The organism is Streptomyces sp. NPDC055400 (genome assembly GCF_053644375.1).
Map to the genome: position 1 here is coordinate 857679 of NZ_JBSHLM010000001.1, position 17877 is coordinate 875555.

The following is a 17877-nucleotide window of genomic DNA, read 5'->3' on the forward strand; positions in this document are numbered from 1 at the left end:
GGACCCTTTCGATGCCACTCACATCTCGGTGAACGCATTTCGCCGGTATTTGGCGACAAAAACCAAGTGAACGTGCAAGTTGTAGACAACATGTCGTCCGGTGCGCACGTTGGGATGAGGAGTCCAGCGCGGTGACCTAAACCAATGCTACGTTCGCGGTTGTGAGTCACGGCACCTTGGTTAAGCGGCAGTTCGGGCACCGTGCCCGACTTTCACCGTCTCCTGCCCAAGTGTTGAAGACCGATGACCAGGCGCACGCGGCCCGCACCATGTGGAACCTTCTCCACGCCTGGTGGCAAATGATGCCGAAGGAAAAGCGGACGCTTGCGAACGCGGACGCCGCGATCCGCCAGGCCCGTAAGGACATCGACTTCCTGGCCGCCCTTCCCGCGCAGGCCGCGCAAGCGGTACTCAAGACCTACTTCCAGGCATGGAAGAACTGCTGGGACGGCCGCGCCGACGCCCCGAACTTCAAAAGCCGCCTCCGCACCGCGATGTCCGTGGATATCCCACAGGGCCGCGACCTGAACATCACCCGCACGCACCGCCGCTGGGGCATGGCCAACATTCCCAAGGTGGGCCGGGTCCGCTTCCGGTGGACCAAAGACCTTCCGGTCGGCAAGCGTGCAGGCGCGGAGAACCGGATCACCGGGCACGACTGATCAAGGACGTGCTCGGCTGGCACATCGCCTTCCGCGTCCAGACCTTGGAGGTCGAGCCCGATCCCCACCAGGGGGATGAGGTCGGCATCGACGTGGGCGTCACCGTGCCCCTCGCCCTCTCGGACGGCGAGACGTACGAGCACGGCGCATGGCTGACCGGCAAGGAGAAGGCCAGGCTCCTGCAGCTGGAGCAGCGCGCCGCGCAGCGCAAGCAGCACCGCAAGCCCGGCGAGCGCACCAGCCGCCGACTGCGCCACACCTACGACCAGATCGCAGGACTGCGCGCGAAAGCCAAGCGCAAGGCCCTGGACTGGCAGCACCAGACGACCACCGCCATCGCCCGCACCTACGGCACCGTCGTGGTCGAAGCACTCACCATCACGAACATGGTCAAGTCGGCCAGGGGAACCATCGAGGAGCCGGGGAAGAACGTTGCCCAGAAGGCTGGGCTGAACCGCTCCATCAGCCAGGAGGCATGGGGCCGGACGGTGACCATGCTGATGTACAAGACCGCCCGGCTCGGCGGCACCCTGCACAAGGTCCCCGCCCCCAATACTTCCCGACGCTGCTCGGTGTGCGGCTTCACCACGCCCGGCAACCGGGAGAGCCAGGCCGTGTTCGTGTGCAAGAACCCGGACTGCGGCTGGTCGGGCAACGCCGACCACAACGCAGCCCGGAACGTCTTGCACCTGTACCGGATGGGCCTCGCGCTCATCCCGGCTGCCGGGAGGGCAGTCGTCAGGCGCGCGAAGCGCGTCAAGCCCGCTGCCGCAAGGTAGGCAGGAATCTCCCGGCTCCAGCCGGGAGAGCACTCCAATGGAAGACGCGCCCGCTGCTCGACTGGGCGGCGGGGCGGCCCTTCGCCTGGGTCGACGACATGATCACGGACCTGGACTCCCGCCATGTCACCGCGCACCACGACGCCCCGGCCCTGCTCCTGCGCATCCATCCGCGCCACGGGCTGCGCGAGAGGGACTTCACGACGCTGACGCGATGGGCCGAGGCACTGTGAAGCGGCGTACTCGGCCGCCGCCGGCCCGGCCCGTCAGCGGCCGATCAGCGCCGTGAGGGCGCCCACCGGGTCCGTGTCGGGGGTGCCTCTCGGCCACCAGTCCTCGCGGCCGGGGTCCGACTCGTAGCCGTACCAGAGCCCTTCGCGGCCGAGGCGGAGCTGGAGGTTGTCCGTGGACAGCCTGTTTCTGTGGGGACGGAAGTGGGGGAAGTCCGCGGCGATGAGGGCCGGGCGGGCGCGGTCGAAGGGTCCGGCCGGCGGGTCCCACTCCTCTTCGAGGACGCCCAGGCCCGCGAGTCCGCCCTGGCGCCAGGCGGCGACGGCGCGGGCCAGGTCGGTGGCCGTGCGTCCGGTGCCCTGGGCGAGGGACTTGTAGAGCGCGCGCGTGGACGCCGCGAGGCCGGAGCCGGGGTGTGCGGCGGCGAGCCGGACCGCGTCCTGCCAGGGGGTGAGACCGGCGATCGGGTCGATGCCCCGGGTGAGGAACGTGTGGGCGCGGGCCGCGGCCTCCGTGGCGAGGAGGTCGAGGGCGAGCGGGTCGGGGGCGCCGGACGCGTGCGGGTAGACGGGCGGGCGGCCCGGCTGCGCGGGGGCCGGGAACGGCGGGGGCAGGAGCGGCAGGGTGCGGGGCGCGAGGGCTTCGCGGGCCTCGACCGAGGGCAGCGCGGGGGCCGTGGCGGAGCGCTCGCCGGCGGCCCGCGCCGCGTTGCGCCGGGTCAGTTCGGCGAGGAGCTCCTGTTCGCCGCGGCCGCGCAGCAGGAAGAGGACGAACGGGTCCTCGTCGAGCAGGCGTGCCGTCTGGTAGCAGAGCGCGGCCGCGTGCTTGCAGGGGTGACCGTCGTCCGGGCAGGAGCAGTCGGGGATCAGGTCGCCGACGGCGGGCAGGAGGTCGGCGACGGCGGCCAGCGCGTGCGGCACGTCCTTGTCGAGGAGCGCGGCCATGTGGTCGGGGCGGGCGGCCGCCGCGTCCAGGATGCGCTCCCAGTCGTCGTCGTGGAGGGTGCGCAGGCGGATCTCCGTGCGGTACGGGCGGGGGCGCGAGCCGTGGACGTAGGCCATGACGCGGCCGGGGGTCGCGGTGATGGCGTCGACGTGTCCCCGGTCGGCGTAGGCGCGGCCCCGGGTGAGGCGGGCCGTGTCGAGCGCCGTGTCCACGAGGGCGTCCACCCACGCGTTCCCCCACCAGGTCAGCGCGAAGTCGTCGGCCGTGCGGGTGCGGGGCGGCAGGGGCGGGAAGGTGCGGCGGCGGTCGTCGACGCGGGCGCGGGCCTGGGCGTGCGCGCCGGCGCGGCCCGGCGTGTGGGGTGTCATGCCGTCCTCCGTGTCATGCCGTCCTCCTGAGGGAGACGAGGTCGGCGAGCTCCCGGTCGGTCAGCTCGGTCAGGGCGGCTTCGCCGGAGCCGAGCACGGCGTCCGCGAGGGCCTTCTTGGCGGCGAGCATCTCGGCGATGCGGTCCTCGACGGTGCCCTCGGTGATGAGGCGGTGGACCTGGACGGGCTGGGTCTGGCCGATGCGGTAGGCGCGGTCGGTGGCCTGCTCCTCGACGGCCGGGTTCCACCAGCGGTCGAAGTGGACGACGTGGCCCGCGCGGGTGAGGTTGAGGCCGGTGCCGGCGGCCTTGAGGGAAAGCAGGAAGACGGGGACCTCGCCGGACTGGAAGCGGTCGACCATGCGCTCGCGTTCGGCCACCGGTGTTCCGCCGTGCAGGAGCTGGGACGGGATCGCACGGGCGGCGAGGTGGGTCGCGAGGAGGCGGGCCATGGACACGTACTGCGTGAAGACGAGGACGGAGCCGTCCTCCGCGAGGATCGTGTCGAGGAGTTCGTCGAGCAGGGCCAGCTTGCCGGAGCGGCCGGTGAGGCGGGCGCGCGGGCCTTCCGCCTCCTTGAGGAACTGCGCCGGGTGGTTGCAGATCTGCTTGAGCGACGTCAGGAGCTTCATGATCAGGCCACGGCGTGCGATGCCTTCGGCGGCCTCGATCTCGGCCATCGCCTCGCGGACGACCGCCTCGTAGAGCGAGGCCTGTTCGCGGGTGAGGGGGGCCGGGTGGTCCGACTCGGTCTTGGGCGGCAGCTCGGGGACGATCCCGGGGTCGGACTTCTTGCGGCGGAGCAGGAACGGCCGCACGAGGCGGGCCAGACGCTCGACGGCCTCGGCGTCCTCGCCGGTCTCGACGGCGCGCGCGTGCCGTGCGCGGAAGGACTTGAGCGGGCCGAGCAGCCCGGGTGTCGTCCAGTCGAGCAGGGCCCACAGCTCGGAGAGGTTGTTCTCCACGGGCGTGCCGGTGAGCGCGATGCGGGCGGGCGACGGGATCGTGCGCAGCGCCTTGGCGGTGGCGGAGAAGGGGTTCTTGATGTGCTGCGCCTCGTCGGCGACGACCATGCCCCAGGTGTGCCCGGCCAGTTCGGCGGCGCGGGTGCGCAGGGTGCCGTACGTGGTGAGGACGAAGCCGCCTGCGAGGCCTTCGAGGGTGCGGTCCGTGCCGTGGAAGCGGCGGACGGGGACGCCGGGGGCGAAGCGGATGATCTCCCGCTGCCAGTTCCCGAGGAGGGACGCCGGGCAGACGACGAGGGTGGGCGCCGCCTTGTTCCTGCGCAGGTGGAGCGCGATGAGGGTGACCGTCTTGCCGAGGCCCATGTCGTCGGCGAGGCAGCCGCCGAGGCCGAGCGAGGTCATGAGGTCGAGCCAGGCCAGGCCCCGCAGCTGGTAGTCGCGGAGCGTGGCGTGCAGGCCCGCGGGCTGGGTGACGGCGGCGGGGCCTTCGACGAGGCGGTCGCGGAGGTGGGCGAGGACGCCGGTGGGGACGGCCTCGACGCGCTCGCCCTCGATGTCGGCCTCGCCGGTGAGGGCCACGGCGAGGGCGTCGACGGGCTGGAGCAGTCCCAGCTCGCGCTTGCGGGCCTTGCGTACGAGGTCGGGGTCGACGACGACCCACTGGTCGCGCAGCCGGACGACGGGCCGGTGGGACTCGGCGAGTTCGTCCATCTCGCGCTCGGAGAGGGGGTCGCCGTCGAGCGCCAACTGCCAGTTGAACTTGAGGAGTTCCTCGCCGTCGAAGAACGGGGTGCCGTCGGTGGCGGAGCCGGGCGCGGCGGCGCGCACCACGGCGGTGGCGGTGAGGGCGCGGGCCAGGTCCCTGGGCCAGTGGACCTCGACGCCCGCGTCCGCGAGGCGGGCCGCGGCCGGGCCGAGCAAGTCGAGCAGCTCGCCCTCGGAGAGTGCGAGGACGTCGGGCACGTCACGCTCCAGGACGCGGCCGAGCGGGGGCCAGACGCGGGCGGCGCGGCGCAGGGCGAGGACGGCGTCGATCCTTGCGCGCGGCCCGAAGTGCGCGTCGCCGTCACCGGCCCAGAGCCGCGCCGCGTCGACGACCTGCGTGGGGTCGGCGAGGCTGTGCACCTGGACGAGGGCGGCCCCGGCCCGCCGCCGCTCCCCGGCGCCCGCGCCTCCCGGGCCGTCCTCACCGGCGGAGGCGGGGTCGGTGGCGTCGGCAGCGTCGTCCGTGTCGAAGAGCGTGAAGTTCGAGAGGTCGAGGCGCAGGGACACCCGTACGCCCGCGTCCATACCGGCGGCCGCCTCGACCGCCCAGGCACGCGCGCGGGGCAGGTGCTGCGGCGCGAAGGAGGCGAAGGGCGCCCCGGCCGCGAAGGGGGCGGCGGGACTGCGCGGCAGGGAGTCGGCGACCGCGTCGAGGAACGCGCGCACAAGGGCCTCGGGCTCGGGCAGCCGCAGCGGCTCGGAGCCCTCGACGGGCGCGGCATGGGCCTCGTACGGCATCGCGGCGGCGATGGCGCGCAGCTGTGCGATGTCGTCCGCGTCGAGAGGGCCCGCGCGCCACGCGTCGTGGTCGGAGGGGGTGAGGCCGGGCAGGAGGCGGCCACGGCCCACGAGGTGCAGGGCGTGCAGGGCGGCGGCGCCCCAGCAGGCCGCGGCGGGGTGGGCGCCAGGGGTGTGGCGGGCCCGGACGAGCAGGGGCAGGGCGTCGGTGACGGGTAGCCGGACGGCGGGCACGGTCCGGGCGCGGGCGCCCGCGCCGTGCGGCCGGACCACGGTGAGCGGGGTGGCGCCCGGCAGGTCCGTGCCGTCCGGGTGCCAGAACGCGACGCTGCTCTCGCGCGGCAGGGGCGCGGGAAGGAACACGGCGGCCGCGGCGACGGTGATGCCCCTGTGGTCGGTCTGCTCCGTCATGGCCGGGCTCCTTTCCCTGGTCGGCAGGCATGGGTACGCCCTGGTCGGTGCGGCGTGCGTCGCTCTCGTCCGGCGGGACCGGCGACGTCTACGACCTTACGGGCGGGGTCTGACAATCAAGGCCGGGCGTCCCTCCCCCACCGCGTGTACGGTTCGAACGACGGCCCGTGCAAGATCGCCGGGCCCGACCGACGGCAGCCTCGGAGAGAACAGGACAGTCGCATGGGTGACCTGCTGCTGGTCCGGCACGGCGAGACCGAGTGGGCCCTGTCCGGGCGGCACACGAGCTGGACCGACGTCCCGCTGACGGAGAACGGCCGCGAGCAGGCACGCAAGCTCGCCCCGCTCGTCCGCAGCTATCACATCGGAGCCGTCTTCTCGAGCCCGATGGTGCGGGCCCACGAGACAGCGAAGCTCACGGGTCTCGGGAACGTGCGGGTCGACGCCGACCTGTGCGAGTGGGACTACGGCGCCTACGAGGGCGTCACGACGCTGGAGATCCAGCGCACCCGGCCCCACTGGTTCCTCTTCACGGACGGGGTCGCGCCAGGACCTCCCGAGCACCCCGGTGAGAGCCCCGAAGAGGTGGGGGCGCGGGCCGACCGCATGCTCGCGAAGGTGGACGCCGCGCTCGCGGAGAACGAGGGCAGCGTCGTCCTCTTCGGCCACGGCCACTTTTCTCGGGTCCTCACCGCACGCAGGCTCGGCCTGCCCCCGGCGGACGGAGCGCATTTCCTGCTGGCGACGGGCACGGTCAGCAGGCTGAGCACAGAGCACGGCCGGCCGGTCGTCGCCGGGTGGAATCTGCGGCCCTGATACGCCGTCGGGCCCGGCCGTTGTCAGACCCGTGCTGCACCATCGGAACGTACGGAGGATCTGCCGGCCGAGGGACGGAATCAGGGGGTGGCGCCATGACCAGGCCGCTGTCCGCCGCGCAGCGGCGCATCGTCGACGAGGCCGACCCGGTCACCGGGCGGCTGAGGGGCGGTGACGCCCAGCTCGCGCGCCTCGTCCTGATGAAGCTCGCGTTCCGGCACCCGCGACCTCCCCACGACCACTTCCTGACACCGGCCGGGCACCGGATACGGGAAGCGGGGGACGAACCGGAGCGCGCCGAGCAGCCACCGCCGCCGGAGCCTTCGGGCGGGGGCCCGTTCGCGGCGCGGGTGGGCGGAGAGTCACCGGTGCCGGGCGGTCCGGCGCGGGCGCGCGAGGTGCGCAGTGCCTGGCAGGGGCTCGTGGAGATGCGCCGGATGACCAATCCGGGCGGCGTCACCGACCGCCCGTGCGCCTGGGAGCGCGCGCATCTGGTGCAGGCTGCCGCCCTCGCCCTGGAGGCGGCGGGCTGCCGTCCGGCGGAGGGTGACACCGGGGACGGCTACCGTGTCGGCGGCACACCACAGCCGGAGGCCGTGGCCGTACGGGGGCGCGGGCCGGACGGAATCGCGGGCTGCGCCGCCGCGTTGGAGCGGGCAGGGTGGCAGGTCAGCGAGCACGCGGAACCCCGCACCAGGGGGCGGTACCTGCTGGCGTCACCGCGAAGATCATGACGATCGAGCAGCAGACGCAGCACCCGAAGCAGAAGCCGTAAGAGCTGTACTGGCCGCATTGGGGCCGTAGTAGTCGTCGAAGGGGGAATCGTGACGGAGCCGTTCACCGTGCGCATTCAAGTGCGCGGGTACGAGACCGACTCGCAGGGGCACCTCAATCAGAGCGTGTATCTGCAGTACGCGGAGCACGCGCGATGGGTGCTGCTCCAGCACGGCGGGATCCGGCAGGCCGACCTGCTGGCGAAGGGGGTCGGCCCGGTCGCCCTGGAGACGACCATCCGCTACCGCCGAGAGCTGCGCGCAGGCGACGAGGTGGACGTGAGCTGCGCGTTCGTGTGGACGGAGGGCAAGACGTTCCGGATCGAGCAGTCGATACGCAAGACCGACGGCACGCTCGCTGCGGAACTGACGAGTGCGGGCGGCCTGATGGACCTCAAGGAGCGCAAGCTCGTGGCGGATCCGCGCGAGTACTTCCGGGCACTCGCGTCGGACCCACGCGCCTTCGGCCTCTGATTCCCGACGGCCCTGGACGAACGCCGCCTAGACGAACGCCCCCTTGTGCTCTTCGGCCCACATGGCGAAGGTGCGGGGCGGGCGTCCGAGGATCCGTTCGACGTCGTCCGTGACGATCGCGTTCTGACCGGCGCGGACGTACGCGAACCCTTCGAGGACACTGTCCACGGACTCCTCGGCGATGCCCGCGGCAAGCACGTACTCCCGGGCGGACTCCAGGGGCACGTCGACGGTCTCGACGGGGCGCCCGACCGCCGCGGCGACGGCGGCCGCCTGGTCGGGCACGGTGAGGAGTTCGGGCCCGGTGAGGGTGTAGACGCGGCCGTCGTGCCCGTCGGCGAGGAGGGTCTTCACGGCCGCTTCGGCGATGTCGCGCGGGTCGATCACGCCCTGGGCGCCGTCCCCGAACTGGTTGGGTACGGGCCGCCCCGCGCGGATCTCCGGCGCCGACCACAGGAAGTTCGACGCGAACGTGGTGGGACGCAGCACGGTCCACTCCAAGTCGCCCTCCCGGAGCGCCACTTCGCCCGGGACGTGCCACATGCCGAAGCCTCCGGCGCCCGGCTCGCCCGTGCCGATCGCCGAGAGCTTCACTACCCTGCGCACGCCGGCCGCCCGCGCCGCGTCCAGCAGGGCCTTGTCCTGCGCGCCGGGCCCGGATCCGGAGCCGGGCAGGGTCACCATGAAGACGGCGGTCGCGCCGGCCACCGCGGCGTCGAGAGTCCCCGGGTCGTCGAGGTCCCCGCGGACGACCTCGGTTGCGGATCCGAAGGCGGCGCGGGCCGGATCACGGGTCAGGGCGCGGTGCGCGACGCCCCGCGCGGCGAGGAGACGGGTCACTTCACTGCCGATGGTGCCGGTGGCACCGGTGATGAGGATCATGGCCGCAACGCTGCCGGTCAACGGGCCGCCGCAGCTAGGAAATTCCGGCACAGCCGGCGGCCTCCGGACGGCAGACCCCCCGGTTAACGTGGAGGGGTGACCACGCTGAGGGACAGGACAGCTGAACGGGCGGGGGCGCCGGACCACACCGGCACCCCCGGGCACACCGGCGCCCCCGGGCAGTACAGCACCCCCGGACCCTACGGCACCCCTGTCGCGCCGCCCGAGGCGCTGCGCCCCTGGATCACCGAGATCGACTCGATCAACTCCGTCGGCTCCCCGGACTTCGGTCGGGCGGACACCGGGGCGATCACCCACGTCCCGGACGCGGCGACGCGCCTGGTGTTCCGTGTGCTGCCGGACGGCGGCACCGACGTGGTCGCCATCGGGCCGCGCACCAAGGCCTCGTACTACGAGGAGACGCGGCTCCCGATGTGTCTGCAGCTGCGGTTCCGGCCCGGGGCCGCGCGCCCTCTGCTCGGGGTGTCCGTACGCGAACTCGTGGGCCGCGCCGCGCCGTTGGAGTCACTGCCGGGCGAGGCGGGCCGGCGGCTCGCGGGTGGGCTCGCCGCCCTCGGGCCCGCTCCGGACCCGGACGCCGTACTCGCGCGCATGACGGAGCTGCTGCCGGACGGTCTCACGCCGCGCGACCGTGGCGAGCGCGCCCGCGACGGCCTGGTGCGGGCGGCGGTGGAGGCGCTGTCGACTGCCCCGGGGCGCGACCGGCCGGGGACGGTCGCGGAGGTGTCCCGGCAACTCGCCGTGAGTGAGCGCCAGTTGCGCAATCTCTTCGCGGAAGACGTCGGCCTGTCCCCCAAGCATTTCGCTCGGATCGACCGGGTGCGCCAGGTGCTCGCCGGCGCGGGCGCCGAGGGGAACCCGCGGTGGGCTGGGCTCGCGCACGCCACCGGCTACTACGACCAGTCGCACATGACGGCGGAGTTCCACGCGCTGTTCGGCGTACCGCCGACGGCGTTCGTCTCGGGACGCCTCCCGGCTACGCGCCCCTGCGGCCCGGGCCGCTGATCCCACCGGCGCCCCCGCCCACCCCCCTCCCCACATACAAAACCGCCGTTCAGGTGCAGGAACGGCCTGTGCGAGCACATCGACCCCGCTCCACACCCCCAACTCCTCTCCGCTTGACGGGTATACGTCACCCGCAATCTCTGGTAGGAAACCTTCCTAACAGTTCGCGGAAGAACGAGCTCCCCCCATGGAGGTCCCGTGCACACCCCCCACGCACGCACGTCGCGTCGCACCCTGCTCGCCCTGATCGGCGCCTCGGTGGTCGCGGCCCCGCTCCTCACGACCCAGCTCGCGACGGCCACGCCCGTCTCCGCGGGCGGGCTCGACGACCCGGCGAAGAAGGAGATCGCCATGAAGCTGGTGTCGAGCGCGGAGAACTCCTCGCTCGACTGGAAGGCCCAGTACGGCTACATCGAGGACATCGGTGACGGCCGCGGGTACACCGCCGGGATCATCGGCTTCTGTTCCGGCACCGGCGACATGCTCGATCTCGTGGAGCTGTACACGCAGCGCAAACCCGGCAACGTCCTCGCGAAGTACCTGCCCGCCCTGCGCGAGGTGGACGGCACCGACTCGCACGACGGCCTCGACCCCGACTACCCGCGCGACTGGGAGAAGGCGGCCGAGGACTCCGCGTTCCAGCAGGCCCAGAACGACGAGCGCGACCGCGTGTACTTCAACCCGGCGGTCGCACAGGGCAAGGCGGACGGCATCGGCACGCTGGGGCAGTTCGCGTACTACGACGCCATCGTGATGCACGGCGACGGCGACGACGCGACGAGCTTCCGCAACATCCGCGAGCGCGCTCTCGCCCAGGCCCAGCCGCCGGCGCAGGGCGGCGACGAGGTCGCGTACCTGAACGCGTTCCTCGACGCTCGCGTGTGGGCCATGAAGCAGGAGGAGGCCCACAGCGACACGAGCCGCGTCGACACCGCGCAGCGCGTCTTCCTCGAGAACGGCAATCTGAACCTGGACCCGCCGCTCGACTGGAAGGTGTACGGGGACAGCTACCACATCGGCTGACAACTCCCGTGGCCGGGCGGCGTGTTCGGCACCTGACAGTGTCGGGCGCGCCGCTTTCGTGTATGCCGACCAGTCACCCGCACGACGCAGTACCCGCCACGGACAGCGGAAGGACACGCGGCGAGAGGCCTGGCGCCTGCTGCGCTCCCCCGGCGTGGCGCCGAACGCCGGCGGAACACATCGATGAACGCGCTGGTGGTGGTCGCGGTGTCCGGGATCGGGGTCGCCGCCTACCATCCTGAGGCCGCGCGCGTGGCCCGCATCGCGAGCCGTGGCAGCCATACGGCGATGGGCTGGTTCTCGCTGATGCCCGAGCCGAGGACGAGGGCCGGTCCCGTCGCGCTGCGGCTCACGCGGGACCGGCAATCCGGGTTATCTGGAAAGTAACTTCCGCCATACGGTGGGCGGCGTCACGCTCGTTACGTCAGTGCACCCCTGCCGCGGAAGACCCTGCCGAGGCGGAGGACCCGGCGGCCGTACGCGTCGACGCGATCTCACCGCCCGGTTCCATCGGGGCCGTCACATCGTCCGCGGCACCGCTGCGGCCGAGGTGGTTGAAGAGCAGGTTGAGGATCACCGCGGCCACACAGCCCGTGGAAATGCCCGAATCCAGGATGATCTTCGCGGTCTCCGGGAACGCGTGGTAGAACTCCGGCGCCGCGATCGGGATGAGCCCGACGGCCAGCGAAACGGCCACGATCAGCACGTTGTTGTCCCGCTCCAGGTTCGCCTTGACCAGGGTCTGGATGCCGCTCGCCGCGACCGAGCCGAAGAGCACGACACCCGCGCCGCCGAGTACGGGCCGCGGCACGACCGCGATCAGCGAGGCGGCCATCGGGCACAGGCCCATCAGGACGAGGAAGCCGCCGCCCGTGGCGACGACGTACCGGCTGCGGATCTTCGTCATCGCGACGAGGCCGATGTTCTGGGCGAACGCGCTGCACATGAAGCCGTTGAAGAACGGGCTGAGCGCCGAGCCGAGCGTGTCGGCCCGCAGTCCGGCAGCGATGGTCTTCTCGTCGGCGGGGCGCTCCACGATCTCACCGAGCGCCAGCATGTCGGCCGTGGACTCGGTCATCGAGACGACCATGACGACGCACAGGGAGACGATCGCCGCGGCGGCGAACTGCGGGGCGCCGAAGTGGAACGGCGTCGGGAAGCCGATGACGTCCGCGTCACCGATCGGGCTGAAGTCCGTGACGCCGAAGGGGATCGCGACGAGGGTGCCGATGATCAGGCCGAGGAGTACGGCGATCTGCTTCACGAAGCCCGTGGTGAACCGGCGCAGCAGCAACACGATGACGAGGGTGATGCCCGCCAGCGTGAGATAGGTCGTCGAACCGTAGTCCTCGGCCGCGGGGTTGGGGCCCTGGGCCCAGCCGAACGCGACGGGCATCAGCGAGACGCCGATGAGGGTGATGACCGTGCCGGTCACGACCGGCGGGAAGAAGCGCACGAGCTTGCTGAAGAAGGGGGCGGCGATGAAGCCGAGAACGCCGGCGACGATCACCGCGCCGAAGATGACGGGCAGCGCGTCCTTCTTGTCGTCGGTCGAGTTGACGACGGCGATCATGGGCGCGACACCGGCGAAGGTGACGCCGTTGACGAACGGCAGACGGGCGCCGATCTTCCAGATGCCGAGCGTCTGGAGGAACGTGGCGAGTCCCGCGGTGAACAGACAGGCGCCGGTCAGGAAGGTGAGTTCCTTGGGCGACAGGCCCACGGCGGCGCCCACGATGAGCGGCGGCGCGACGACGCCCGCGTACATGGCGGCGACGTGCTGGAGGCCGGTCGTCGCCATCTTCAGCGGCGGCAGCTTCTCGTCCACCGGGTGCTTGCCCGCAGGACGTTCGGTGTGCCCCTCGGATATCTCGTCGGGGGTGGTGCCTTGCTTGGTGAACCTGGGCTTGTTGGCCACAGCGGCTCCTCCGGTTGTTTTCCAGTGCCTGGGCGGCACTCGCTTCTGGGAGGTGGTACGAGGTGCAAGGACTTGCCGGTATTCGGTTGTGGGTACTGCGCCCAGGTAGTGCTGACCGCCCCGGGACCGTGAAGTGTCGGGCCACGATCCGGGGCGGCACTTGAGCAGCCCGCTCGGCGGCTCAAGTCCGGTCGGGGGCCGTCCCCCCCGACCGGAGTTCTATGGTTGTCAGGCCTCGGCGGTGATCCGCGCGAGACGCTGGGCCTCCTGACGCGCATCGCGGGCGATGGCGTCCTCGTCGGCGTGCAGCAGGCGTCCGTCCTCGACGACCGGCTTTCCGTTGACGAGGGAGAGGGTGACCGGGGCCGCCGCGCCGAAGACGATGGCGGTGACCGGGTCGGCGATCGAGGAGTGCCCGATGCCGTCGATCTTCCACAGGACCAGGTCGGCGAGCTTGCCAGCCTCCAGGGAGCCGATCTCTGCGGCGCGGCCCAGGACCCGGGCGCCGCCGGCGGTGCCGAGCCGGAGCGCCTGACGGGCGTTCAGGGCGGCCTCGCGGTGGGCGCCGAGACGGTTGATGAGGAGCGCGTTGCGCAGCTCGGTGTGCAGCTCGCCCGATTCGTTGGACGCGGTGCCGTCGACGCCGAGGCCGACCGGGACGCCCGCCTTGAGCATGTCCGGGACGCGGGCGATGCCTGCCGCGAGGCGGGCGTTGGACGACGGACAGTGCGCGACGCCCGTGCCCGTACGGGCGAAGGCGGCGATGTCCGAGTCGTTCATGTGGACGCAGTGCGCCATCCACACGTCCTCGCCGAGCCAGCCCGTCGACTCGAAGTAGTCGGTCGGGCCCATGCCGAAGAGCTCGTGGCAGAACTTCTCCTCCTCGACCGTCTCGCTGCCGTGGGTGTGCAGGCGTACCCCGAGGCGGCGCGCCAACTCGGCGCCCTGCTTCATGAGTTCGGTGGACACGGAGAACGGCGAGCAGGGGGCGACGGCCACCTGGGTCATGGCGCCGAAGGAGGCGTCGTGGTGCTTGTCGACGGTCTCCTCGGTGGCCGCGAGCGCGCCCTCGAGGGTCTCGACCGCGAAGTCCGGCGGCAGGCCGCCGTCCTTCTCGGAGCGGTCCATGGAGCCACGGGCCAGTGTGAAGCGGACGCCCATGTCGGAGGCGGCGCCGATGATGGCGCCGGACAGGTCGCCGGAGCCCTTCGGGTACACGTAGTGGTGGTCCATCGCGGTGGTCACACCGCCGCGGGCCATCATCGCGAGGGAGCCCTGCGCGGCGACGCGGGCCATCTGCTCGTCGATGCGCGCCCACGTGGGGTACAGCGCGACGAGCCAGTTGAACAGGTTGTGGTCCGTGGCGAGGCCGCGGGTGATCCACTGGTAGAAGTGGTGGTGCGTGTTGATCAGGCCGGGGGTGACGAGGTGGCCGGTGCCGTCGACACGGCGCACGACGTTCTCCAGGCCCGCGGGGGCCTGGCCGGCTCCGATGGACTCGATCTTGTTGTCGGCGACGACCACGTACCCCGAGGCGTACTCGGTGTCGTTGGCGTCGACGGTCGCGATGGCCGCGTTCTCGATGACGATGCGGGAAGGGGCTGCCGAAGGTGCCATGGTGCTTCCTTCTTGTTCTGTGTGTGGCGGTGGGGGCACGGCAGGACCCTAGGAGGATTTGAGTGCCGCGGCGGCGGTGGCGCGGCCGCGGGTGCCGAGATGGTGAAAGAACAGGTTCAGCGAGACGGCGACCAGGGCGCCCGCGCTGATGCCGGAGCCGAGCACGGTCTGCGCCCAGGCCGGGAATCCGGCGTAGAAGGTGGGCGCGGCGAGCGGGATGATGCCCGCGCCGAGGGAGACGGCGACCAGAACGATGTTCGAGCTGTCGTCGAGGCCGGCTTCCGACAGCGTACGGATGCCACTGACGGCGATGGAGCCGAAGAGGACGATGCCCGCGCCGCCGAGGACCGGCATGGGAACGGTGGAGACCACCGCGCCGAGCACCGGGAAGGCGCCGAGGACCAGGAGCGCGCCACCCGCGGCGGCGACGACGTAGCGGCTGCGCACCTTGGTCAGCGAGACGACGCCCACGTTCTGGGCGAAGGCCGAGGTGGGGAAGCCGCCGAAGACGGGGCCGAGGAGCGTGGCGAGGCCGTCGGTGCGCAGGCCGCGGGTGATGGTCCTGCCGCTGGTCTCGCGGTCGCAGATCTCGCCGATGGCGAGCATCCCGGCACTGGACTCCGTCATCAGGACGAGCATCACCAGGCAGAGCGAGAGGACCGCGGCGGGCTGGAACTCGGGCGCGCCGAACGCGAAGGGCGTGGGCAGCGCGGCGACCGGGGCCGACCTGAGGGCGCCGAAGTCCGCCATGCCGAACGGGATCGCGGCCAGCGTGCCGATCAACAGACCCAGAAGCAGGGCGACTTGCTTGACGAAGCCGCGGCCGAAGCGCTGGATCACCAGGATGACGACGAGCGTGAAGGCGGCGAGTCCCAGGTACTTCATGTCGCCGAAGTCGGCGGTGGTCTTGTCGCCGCCCTGCGCCCAGGCGACCGGGACGGGCATCAGGGTCACCCCGATGAGGGTGATGACGACGCCCGTGACGAGCGGCGGGAAGAAGCGCAGGAGCCTGCCGAAGAACGGGCCGATCGCGAGACAGAAGACCCCGGCGACCATCACCGCGCCGTAGATGGCGGGGAGTTGGTCGCCCCGGGCGTTGGTCTCGGCGATGGCGAGCATCGGCGCGATGCCGGCCGAGGAGGCGGCGTTGACGAAGGGCAGCCGGTTGCCGACGAGTCCCTTGACGCCGAGGGTCTGCAGGAGGGTGGCCACGCCCGCGATGAGCAGGCTGGCGGCGATGAGCCGGGTCTGGCCCGCCGTGTCGAGACGGACGGCCTGACCGATGATGAGCGGCGGTGTGACCACGCCCGCGTACATCGCCGCGATGTGCTGGAGTGCCGCGGGGACGAGCCGCGAGGGGTGGAGCTTTTCGTCCACCGGGTGGACCTCTGGTCCGGCCGGTGGGGTGGAACAAGGGCCTTCTGCCGGCCCCTTTGCAGGCGTTGCCATAGCTAGCTGTTCCCTCCGGTGTGGCGCACCCCCTGCCCGACTGCGGGCGGGCGGGGGGTGCGCGCCCCGCGTCAGAGGTTGGTCATGTCGACCGGGATGTGCGGCTCGCAGCCGTCGCGCAGGATGGTGGCCTCGATCAGGCCGTAGGGGCGGTCGGCCGCGTAGTACACGGCGCCGTCCTTGGCTTCGTTCTCCAGGCCGAAGGCGGAGAGGTCCTGCCGGAAGTGGTGCTTGTTGGGCGCGGAGAAGCGGATCTCGTCGATCTCGCTGCGGTTGTTGATGACCCGCGAACCCATTTGGTACAGCGTCTGCTGGAGCGAGAGCGAGTACGTCTCCACGAACGCCTGGAGGATGTGCTTCTTGGACTGCTCGTAGGACTTCTCCCACTGCGGCATGCGCTGGTCGTCGGACGTCCAGTTGTGCCGCCACCACGTCGACAGGGACGTGGCGAGGATGCGGTCGTAGTCCTCCTGGAGCGTCGTGTACTTGTCCTTGATGTAGCCCCAGAACTCGGAGTTCGTGGAGTTCATCACCGTCAGGTCCTTGAGCCCGGACAGGACTTCGAACTTCGGCCCCCCGTCACCTTCGGCGGAATACGTGATCTGCGCGAGGCGGGTCTCCTGGCCCTTGCGGACGAAGGAGTGCTTGACCTCGTCGGCGCCGATGAACTTGGAGTTCCCGTCGGAGCCGGCGAGGCGCTCCCAGGAGTACTCCTCGATGCGGATGCGCGCGCGGTGGATGGACGGCTGGCTGTCCACGAAGTGCCGGGCGAGGTGGATGCCGTACTGCTCGGCCGACTCGATGCCGTATTCCTTGGCGAACGCGAAGCAGGTGTTCTTCGTCGTGTCCGTCGGAAGACAGTTGGCGTTCGAGCCGTTGTAGTGGACGTCGTCGAGGTCGCCGGAGAGGGCGACGGAGACGTTCAGGTCCTTGATGTGGTGGGTGTCGCCGTCCCGCGTGATCTTGACGACGCGGTTCTCTGCTTTGCCGTACTGGTTCTGGCCGAGAATCGTGGGCATGTCTGCTAGCTCCCTCGGTAAACGGAGTAGCCGAACGGGTTGAGCAGCAGCGGTACGTGATAGTGCTCGCCCGGCTTGACGGCGAACGTGATCGCCACCTCCGGGAAGAACGCACCGCTGTCCCTTACGCGGGGGGCGTCCTGCTGCGCCTCGGCTTGCTTCACGGTGTTGATCTGATGCGTGAAGTACGTCTCGACGGCGAAGTCGAGGCGTACGTGGGTGGTGCCCTCCGGCAGCGCCGGCAGGTCCTTGCAGCGCCCGTCCGCGTCGGTCGCGGAGCCGCCGAGCGTCACCCACTCGGCGTCGCTGCCCGAGCGGGCGGCGAGCGAGATGGCGACGCCCTCGGCGGGGCGTCCGATGCTGGTGTCGAGAATGTGCGTCGACACCGACGCGGTGGTCGCGGTGCTCATCAGTCCTTGTCCTCTTCCACTTCTACGTCTTCTTCGGCGAGGCGGGTCAGGCGGATACGGTTGATCTTCCCCAGTTCGGTGCGCACGATCTCGCGCTCCGTACCGGCGTCGTTCCCGATCCTGGCCTTCATCGCGTCGCGCATCTGCTCGCCGGTCGCCCCGGTGGCGCAGATCAGGAAGACATGACCGAACCGGTCCTGGTAGGCCAGGTTCAGTTCGAGCATCTCGGCCTTGAGCTCCTCCGAGGCGCCGGCCATGCCCCGCTGCTCGCGGGACGAGGTCGGGTCGCCCGGCTTGGGGCGGCCGATCGGGGGGTGCCCCGCCATGGCCTCGGCGAGATCCTCGGCTCCGAGCTCGGCCATGGCGGCGTCGCTCGCGGCGAAGAGTTCCTCCGCGGTGGTGAAGGGGCGCTGGGCGAGGAGCTTGCTCCCCCACGCCGAGCTGGCACACACCTCGTGGAGGGCGGCAGCGGCCGCGTTCTCCTGAAGTGTGTTGAACCGGGAAAGCCCCGGCATCGGACGTGAAGTCACGGGAAGCCTCCGTGGCCTTGAGCTGGACGGGCTGCGGATAGCTAACGCCCTCCGAAACACCACGTCAACACTTTGTT

15 protein-coding genes and 3 pseudogenes are annotated in these 17877 nt (G+C 71.4%); 8 read left to right on the forward strand and 10 right to left on the reverse strand.

Annotation, left to right across the window (positions count from 1 at the left end; genetic code table 11):
• Window positions 1-24: 24 nt before the first annotated feature.
• Window positions 25-108, reverse strand: a pseudogene (locus tag ACWIGU_RS03850) (IS200/IS605 family transposase); the annotation flags it as partial.
• A gap of 53 nt (window positions 109-161) precedes the next feature.
• Here ACWIGU_RS03850 and ACWIGU_RS03855 point away from each other — a divergent pair.
• A pseudogene (locus ACWIGU_RS03855) lies at window positions 162-1441 on the forward strand (RNA-guided endonuclease InsQ/TnpB family protein).
• Between the two features lie 32 nt (window positions 1442-1473).
• Window positions 1474-1674, forward strand: a pseudogene (locus ACWIGU_RS03860) (hypothetical protein); the annotation flags it as partial.
• Window positions 1675-1707: 33 nt separating this feature from the next.
• Here the strand turns inward: ACWIGU_RS03860 and ACWIGU_RS03865 are convergent.
• The gene (locus ACWIGU_RS03865; protein WP_454397049.1) at window positions 1708-2985 is read right to left on the reverse strand and encodes an SWIM zinc finger family protein; all 1278 of its coding nucleotides are present in this window, start codon (window positions 2983-2985) and stop codon (window positions 1708-1710) included.
• A gap of 13 nt (window positions 2986-2998) precedes the next feature.
• The gene (locus tag ACWIGU_RS03870) at window positions 2999-5863 is read right to left on the reverse strand and encodes a DEAD/DEAH box helicase (protein WP_454397051.1); all 2865 of its coding nucleotides are present in this window, start codon (window positions 5861-5863) and stop codon (window positions 2999-3001) included.
• Between the two features lie 222 nt (window positions 5864-6085).
• On the opposite strand from ACWIGU_RS03870, the gene ACWIGU_RS03875 reads away from it, so the two are divergent.
• From ACWIGU_RS03875 to ACWIGU_RS03885, 3 genes are all read left to right on the forward strand, one after another.
• On the forward strand, window positions 6086-6679 hold the full coding sequence (locus ACWIGU_RS03875; RefSeq protein WP_454397053.1) for a histidine phosphatase family protein: 594 nt from the start codon (window positions 6086-6088) through the stop codon (window positions 6677-6679).
• Between the two features lie 95 nt (window positions 6680-6774).
• Window positions 6775-7413: a hypothetical protein gene (locus tag ACWIGU_RS03880; RefSeq protein WP_454397055.1), complete on the forward strand. Its 639-nt coding sequence runs from the start codon at window positions 6775-6777 to the stop codon at window positions 7411-7413.
• Window positions 7414-7503: 90 nt separating this feature from the next.
• The gene (locus ACWIGU_RS03885) at window positions 7504-7926 is read left to right on the forward strand and encodes an acyl-CoA thioesterase (protein ID WP_266558436.1); all 423 of its coding nucleotides are present in this window, start codon (window positions 7504-7506) and stop codon (window positions 7924-7926) included.
• Window positions 7927-7953: 27 nt separating this feature from the next.
• Here ACWIGU_RS03885 and ACWIGU_RS03890 read toward each other — a convergent pair whose 3' ends face one another.
• Entirely contained in the window at window positions 7954-8808 is an 855-nt protein-coding gene (locus ACWIGU_RS03890; RefSeq protein ID WP_454397057.1) for an NAD(P)H-binding protein, read from the reverse strand.
• A 96-nt stretch (window positions 8809-8904) separates the two neighbouring features.
• On the opposite strand from ACWIGU_RS03890, the gene ACWIGU_RS03895 reads away from it, so the two are divergent.
• From ACWIGU_RS03895 to ACWIGU_RS03905, 3 genes are all read left to right on the forward strand, one after another.
• Window positions 8905-9834 carry a helix-turn-helix domain-containing protein gene (locus ACWIGU_RS03895; RefSeq protein ID WP_454397059.1) on the forward strand — a complete coding sequence of 310 codons (930 nt, stop codon included), beginning with the start codon at window positions 8905-8907 and terminating at the stop codon, window positions 9832-9834.
• Window positions 9835-10032: 198 nt separating this feature from the next.
• Complete coding sequence (locus ACWIGU_RS03900; protein ID WP_454397061.1) at window positions 10033-10857, forward strand: chitosanase; 825 nt, start codon at window positions 10033-10035, stop codon at window positions 10855-10857.
• A gap of 183 nt (window positions 10858-11040) precedes the next feature.
• Window positions 11041-11244 (forward strand): hypothetical protein, encoded by a 204-nt coding sequence (locus ACWIGU_RS03905; protein ID WP_454397301.1) that lies wholly within the window; start codon window positions 11041-11043, stop codon window positions 11242-11244.
• A gap of 37 nt (window positions 11245-11281) precedes the next feature.
• Here ACWIGU_RS03905 and ACWIGU_RS03910 read toward each other — a convergent pair whose 3' ends face one another.
• The 6 genes from ACWIGU_RS03910 to uraD form a co-directional block, all read right to left on the reverse strand.
• The gene (locus ACWIGU_RS03910) at window positions 11282-12775 is read right to left on the reverse strand and encodes a nucleobase:cation symporter-2 family protein (RefSeq protein ID WP_454397063.1); all 1494 of its coding nucleotides are present in this window, start codon (window positions 12773-12775) and stop codon (window positions 11282-11284) included.
• Between the two features lie 228 nt (window positions 12776-13003).
• On the reverse strand, window positions 13004-14392 hold the full coding sequence (locus ACWIGU_RS03915; RefSeq protein WP_266558447.1) for an 8-oxoguanine deaminase: 1389 nt from the start codon (window positions 14390-14392) through the stop codon (window positions 13004-13006).
• A 48-nt stretch (window positions 14393-14440) separates the two neighbouring features.
• Window positions 14441-15841: a nucleobase:cation symporter-2 family protein gene (locus ACWIGU_RS03920; RefSeq protein ID WP_454397066.1), complete on the reverse strand. Its 1401-nt coding sequence runs from the start codon at window positions 15839-15841 to the stop codon at window positions 14441-14443.
• Window positions 15842-15912: 71 nt separating this feature from the next.
• Entirely contained in the window at window positions 15913-16860 is a 948-nt protein-coding gene (gene pucL, locus ACWIGU_RS03925; protein ID WP_454397068.1) for a factor-independent urate hydroxylase, read from the reverse strand.
• Between the two features lie 5 nt (window positions 16861-16865).
• The gene (gene uraH / locus ACWIGU_RS03930; RefSeq protein ID WP_454397069.1) at window positions 16866-17270 is read right to left on the reverse strand and encodes a hydroxyisourate hydrolase; all 405 of its coding nucleotides are present in this window, start codon (window positions 17268-17270) and stop codon (window positions 16866-16868) included.
• The gene (uraD, locus tag ACWIGU_RS03935) at window positions 17270-17785 is read right to left on the reverse strand and encodes a 2-oxo-4-hydroxy-4-carboxy-5-ureidoimidazoline decarboxylase (RefSeq protein ID WP_454397280.1); all 516 of its coding nucleotides are present in this window, start codon (window positions 17783-17785) and stop codon (window positions 17270-17272) included. The genes uraH and uraD overlap by 1 nt, the downstream gene beginning before the upstream one ends.
• Between the last annotated feature and the right edge of the window lie 92 nt (window positions 17786-17877).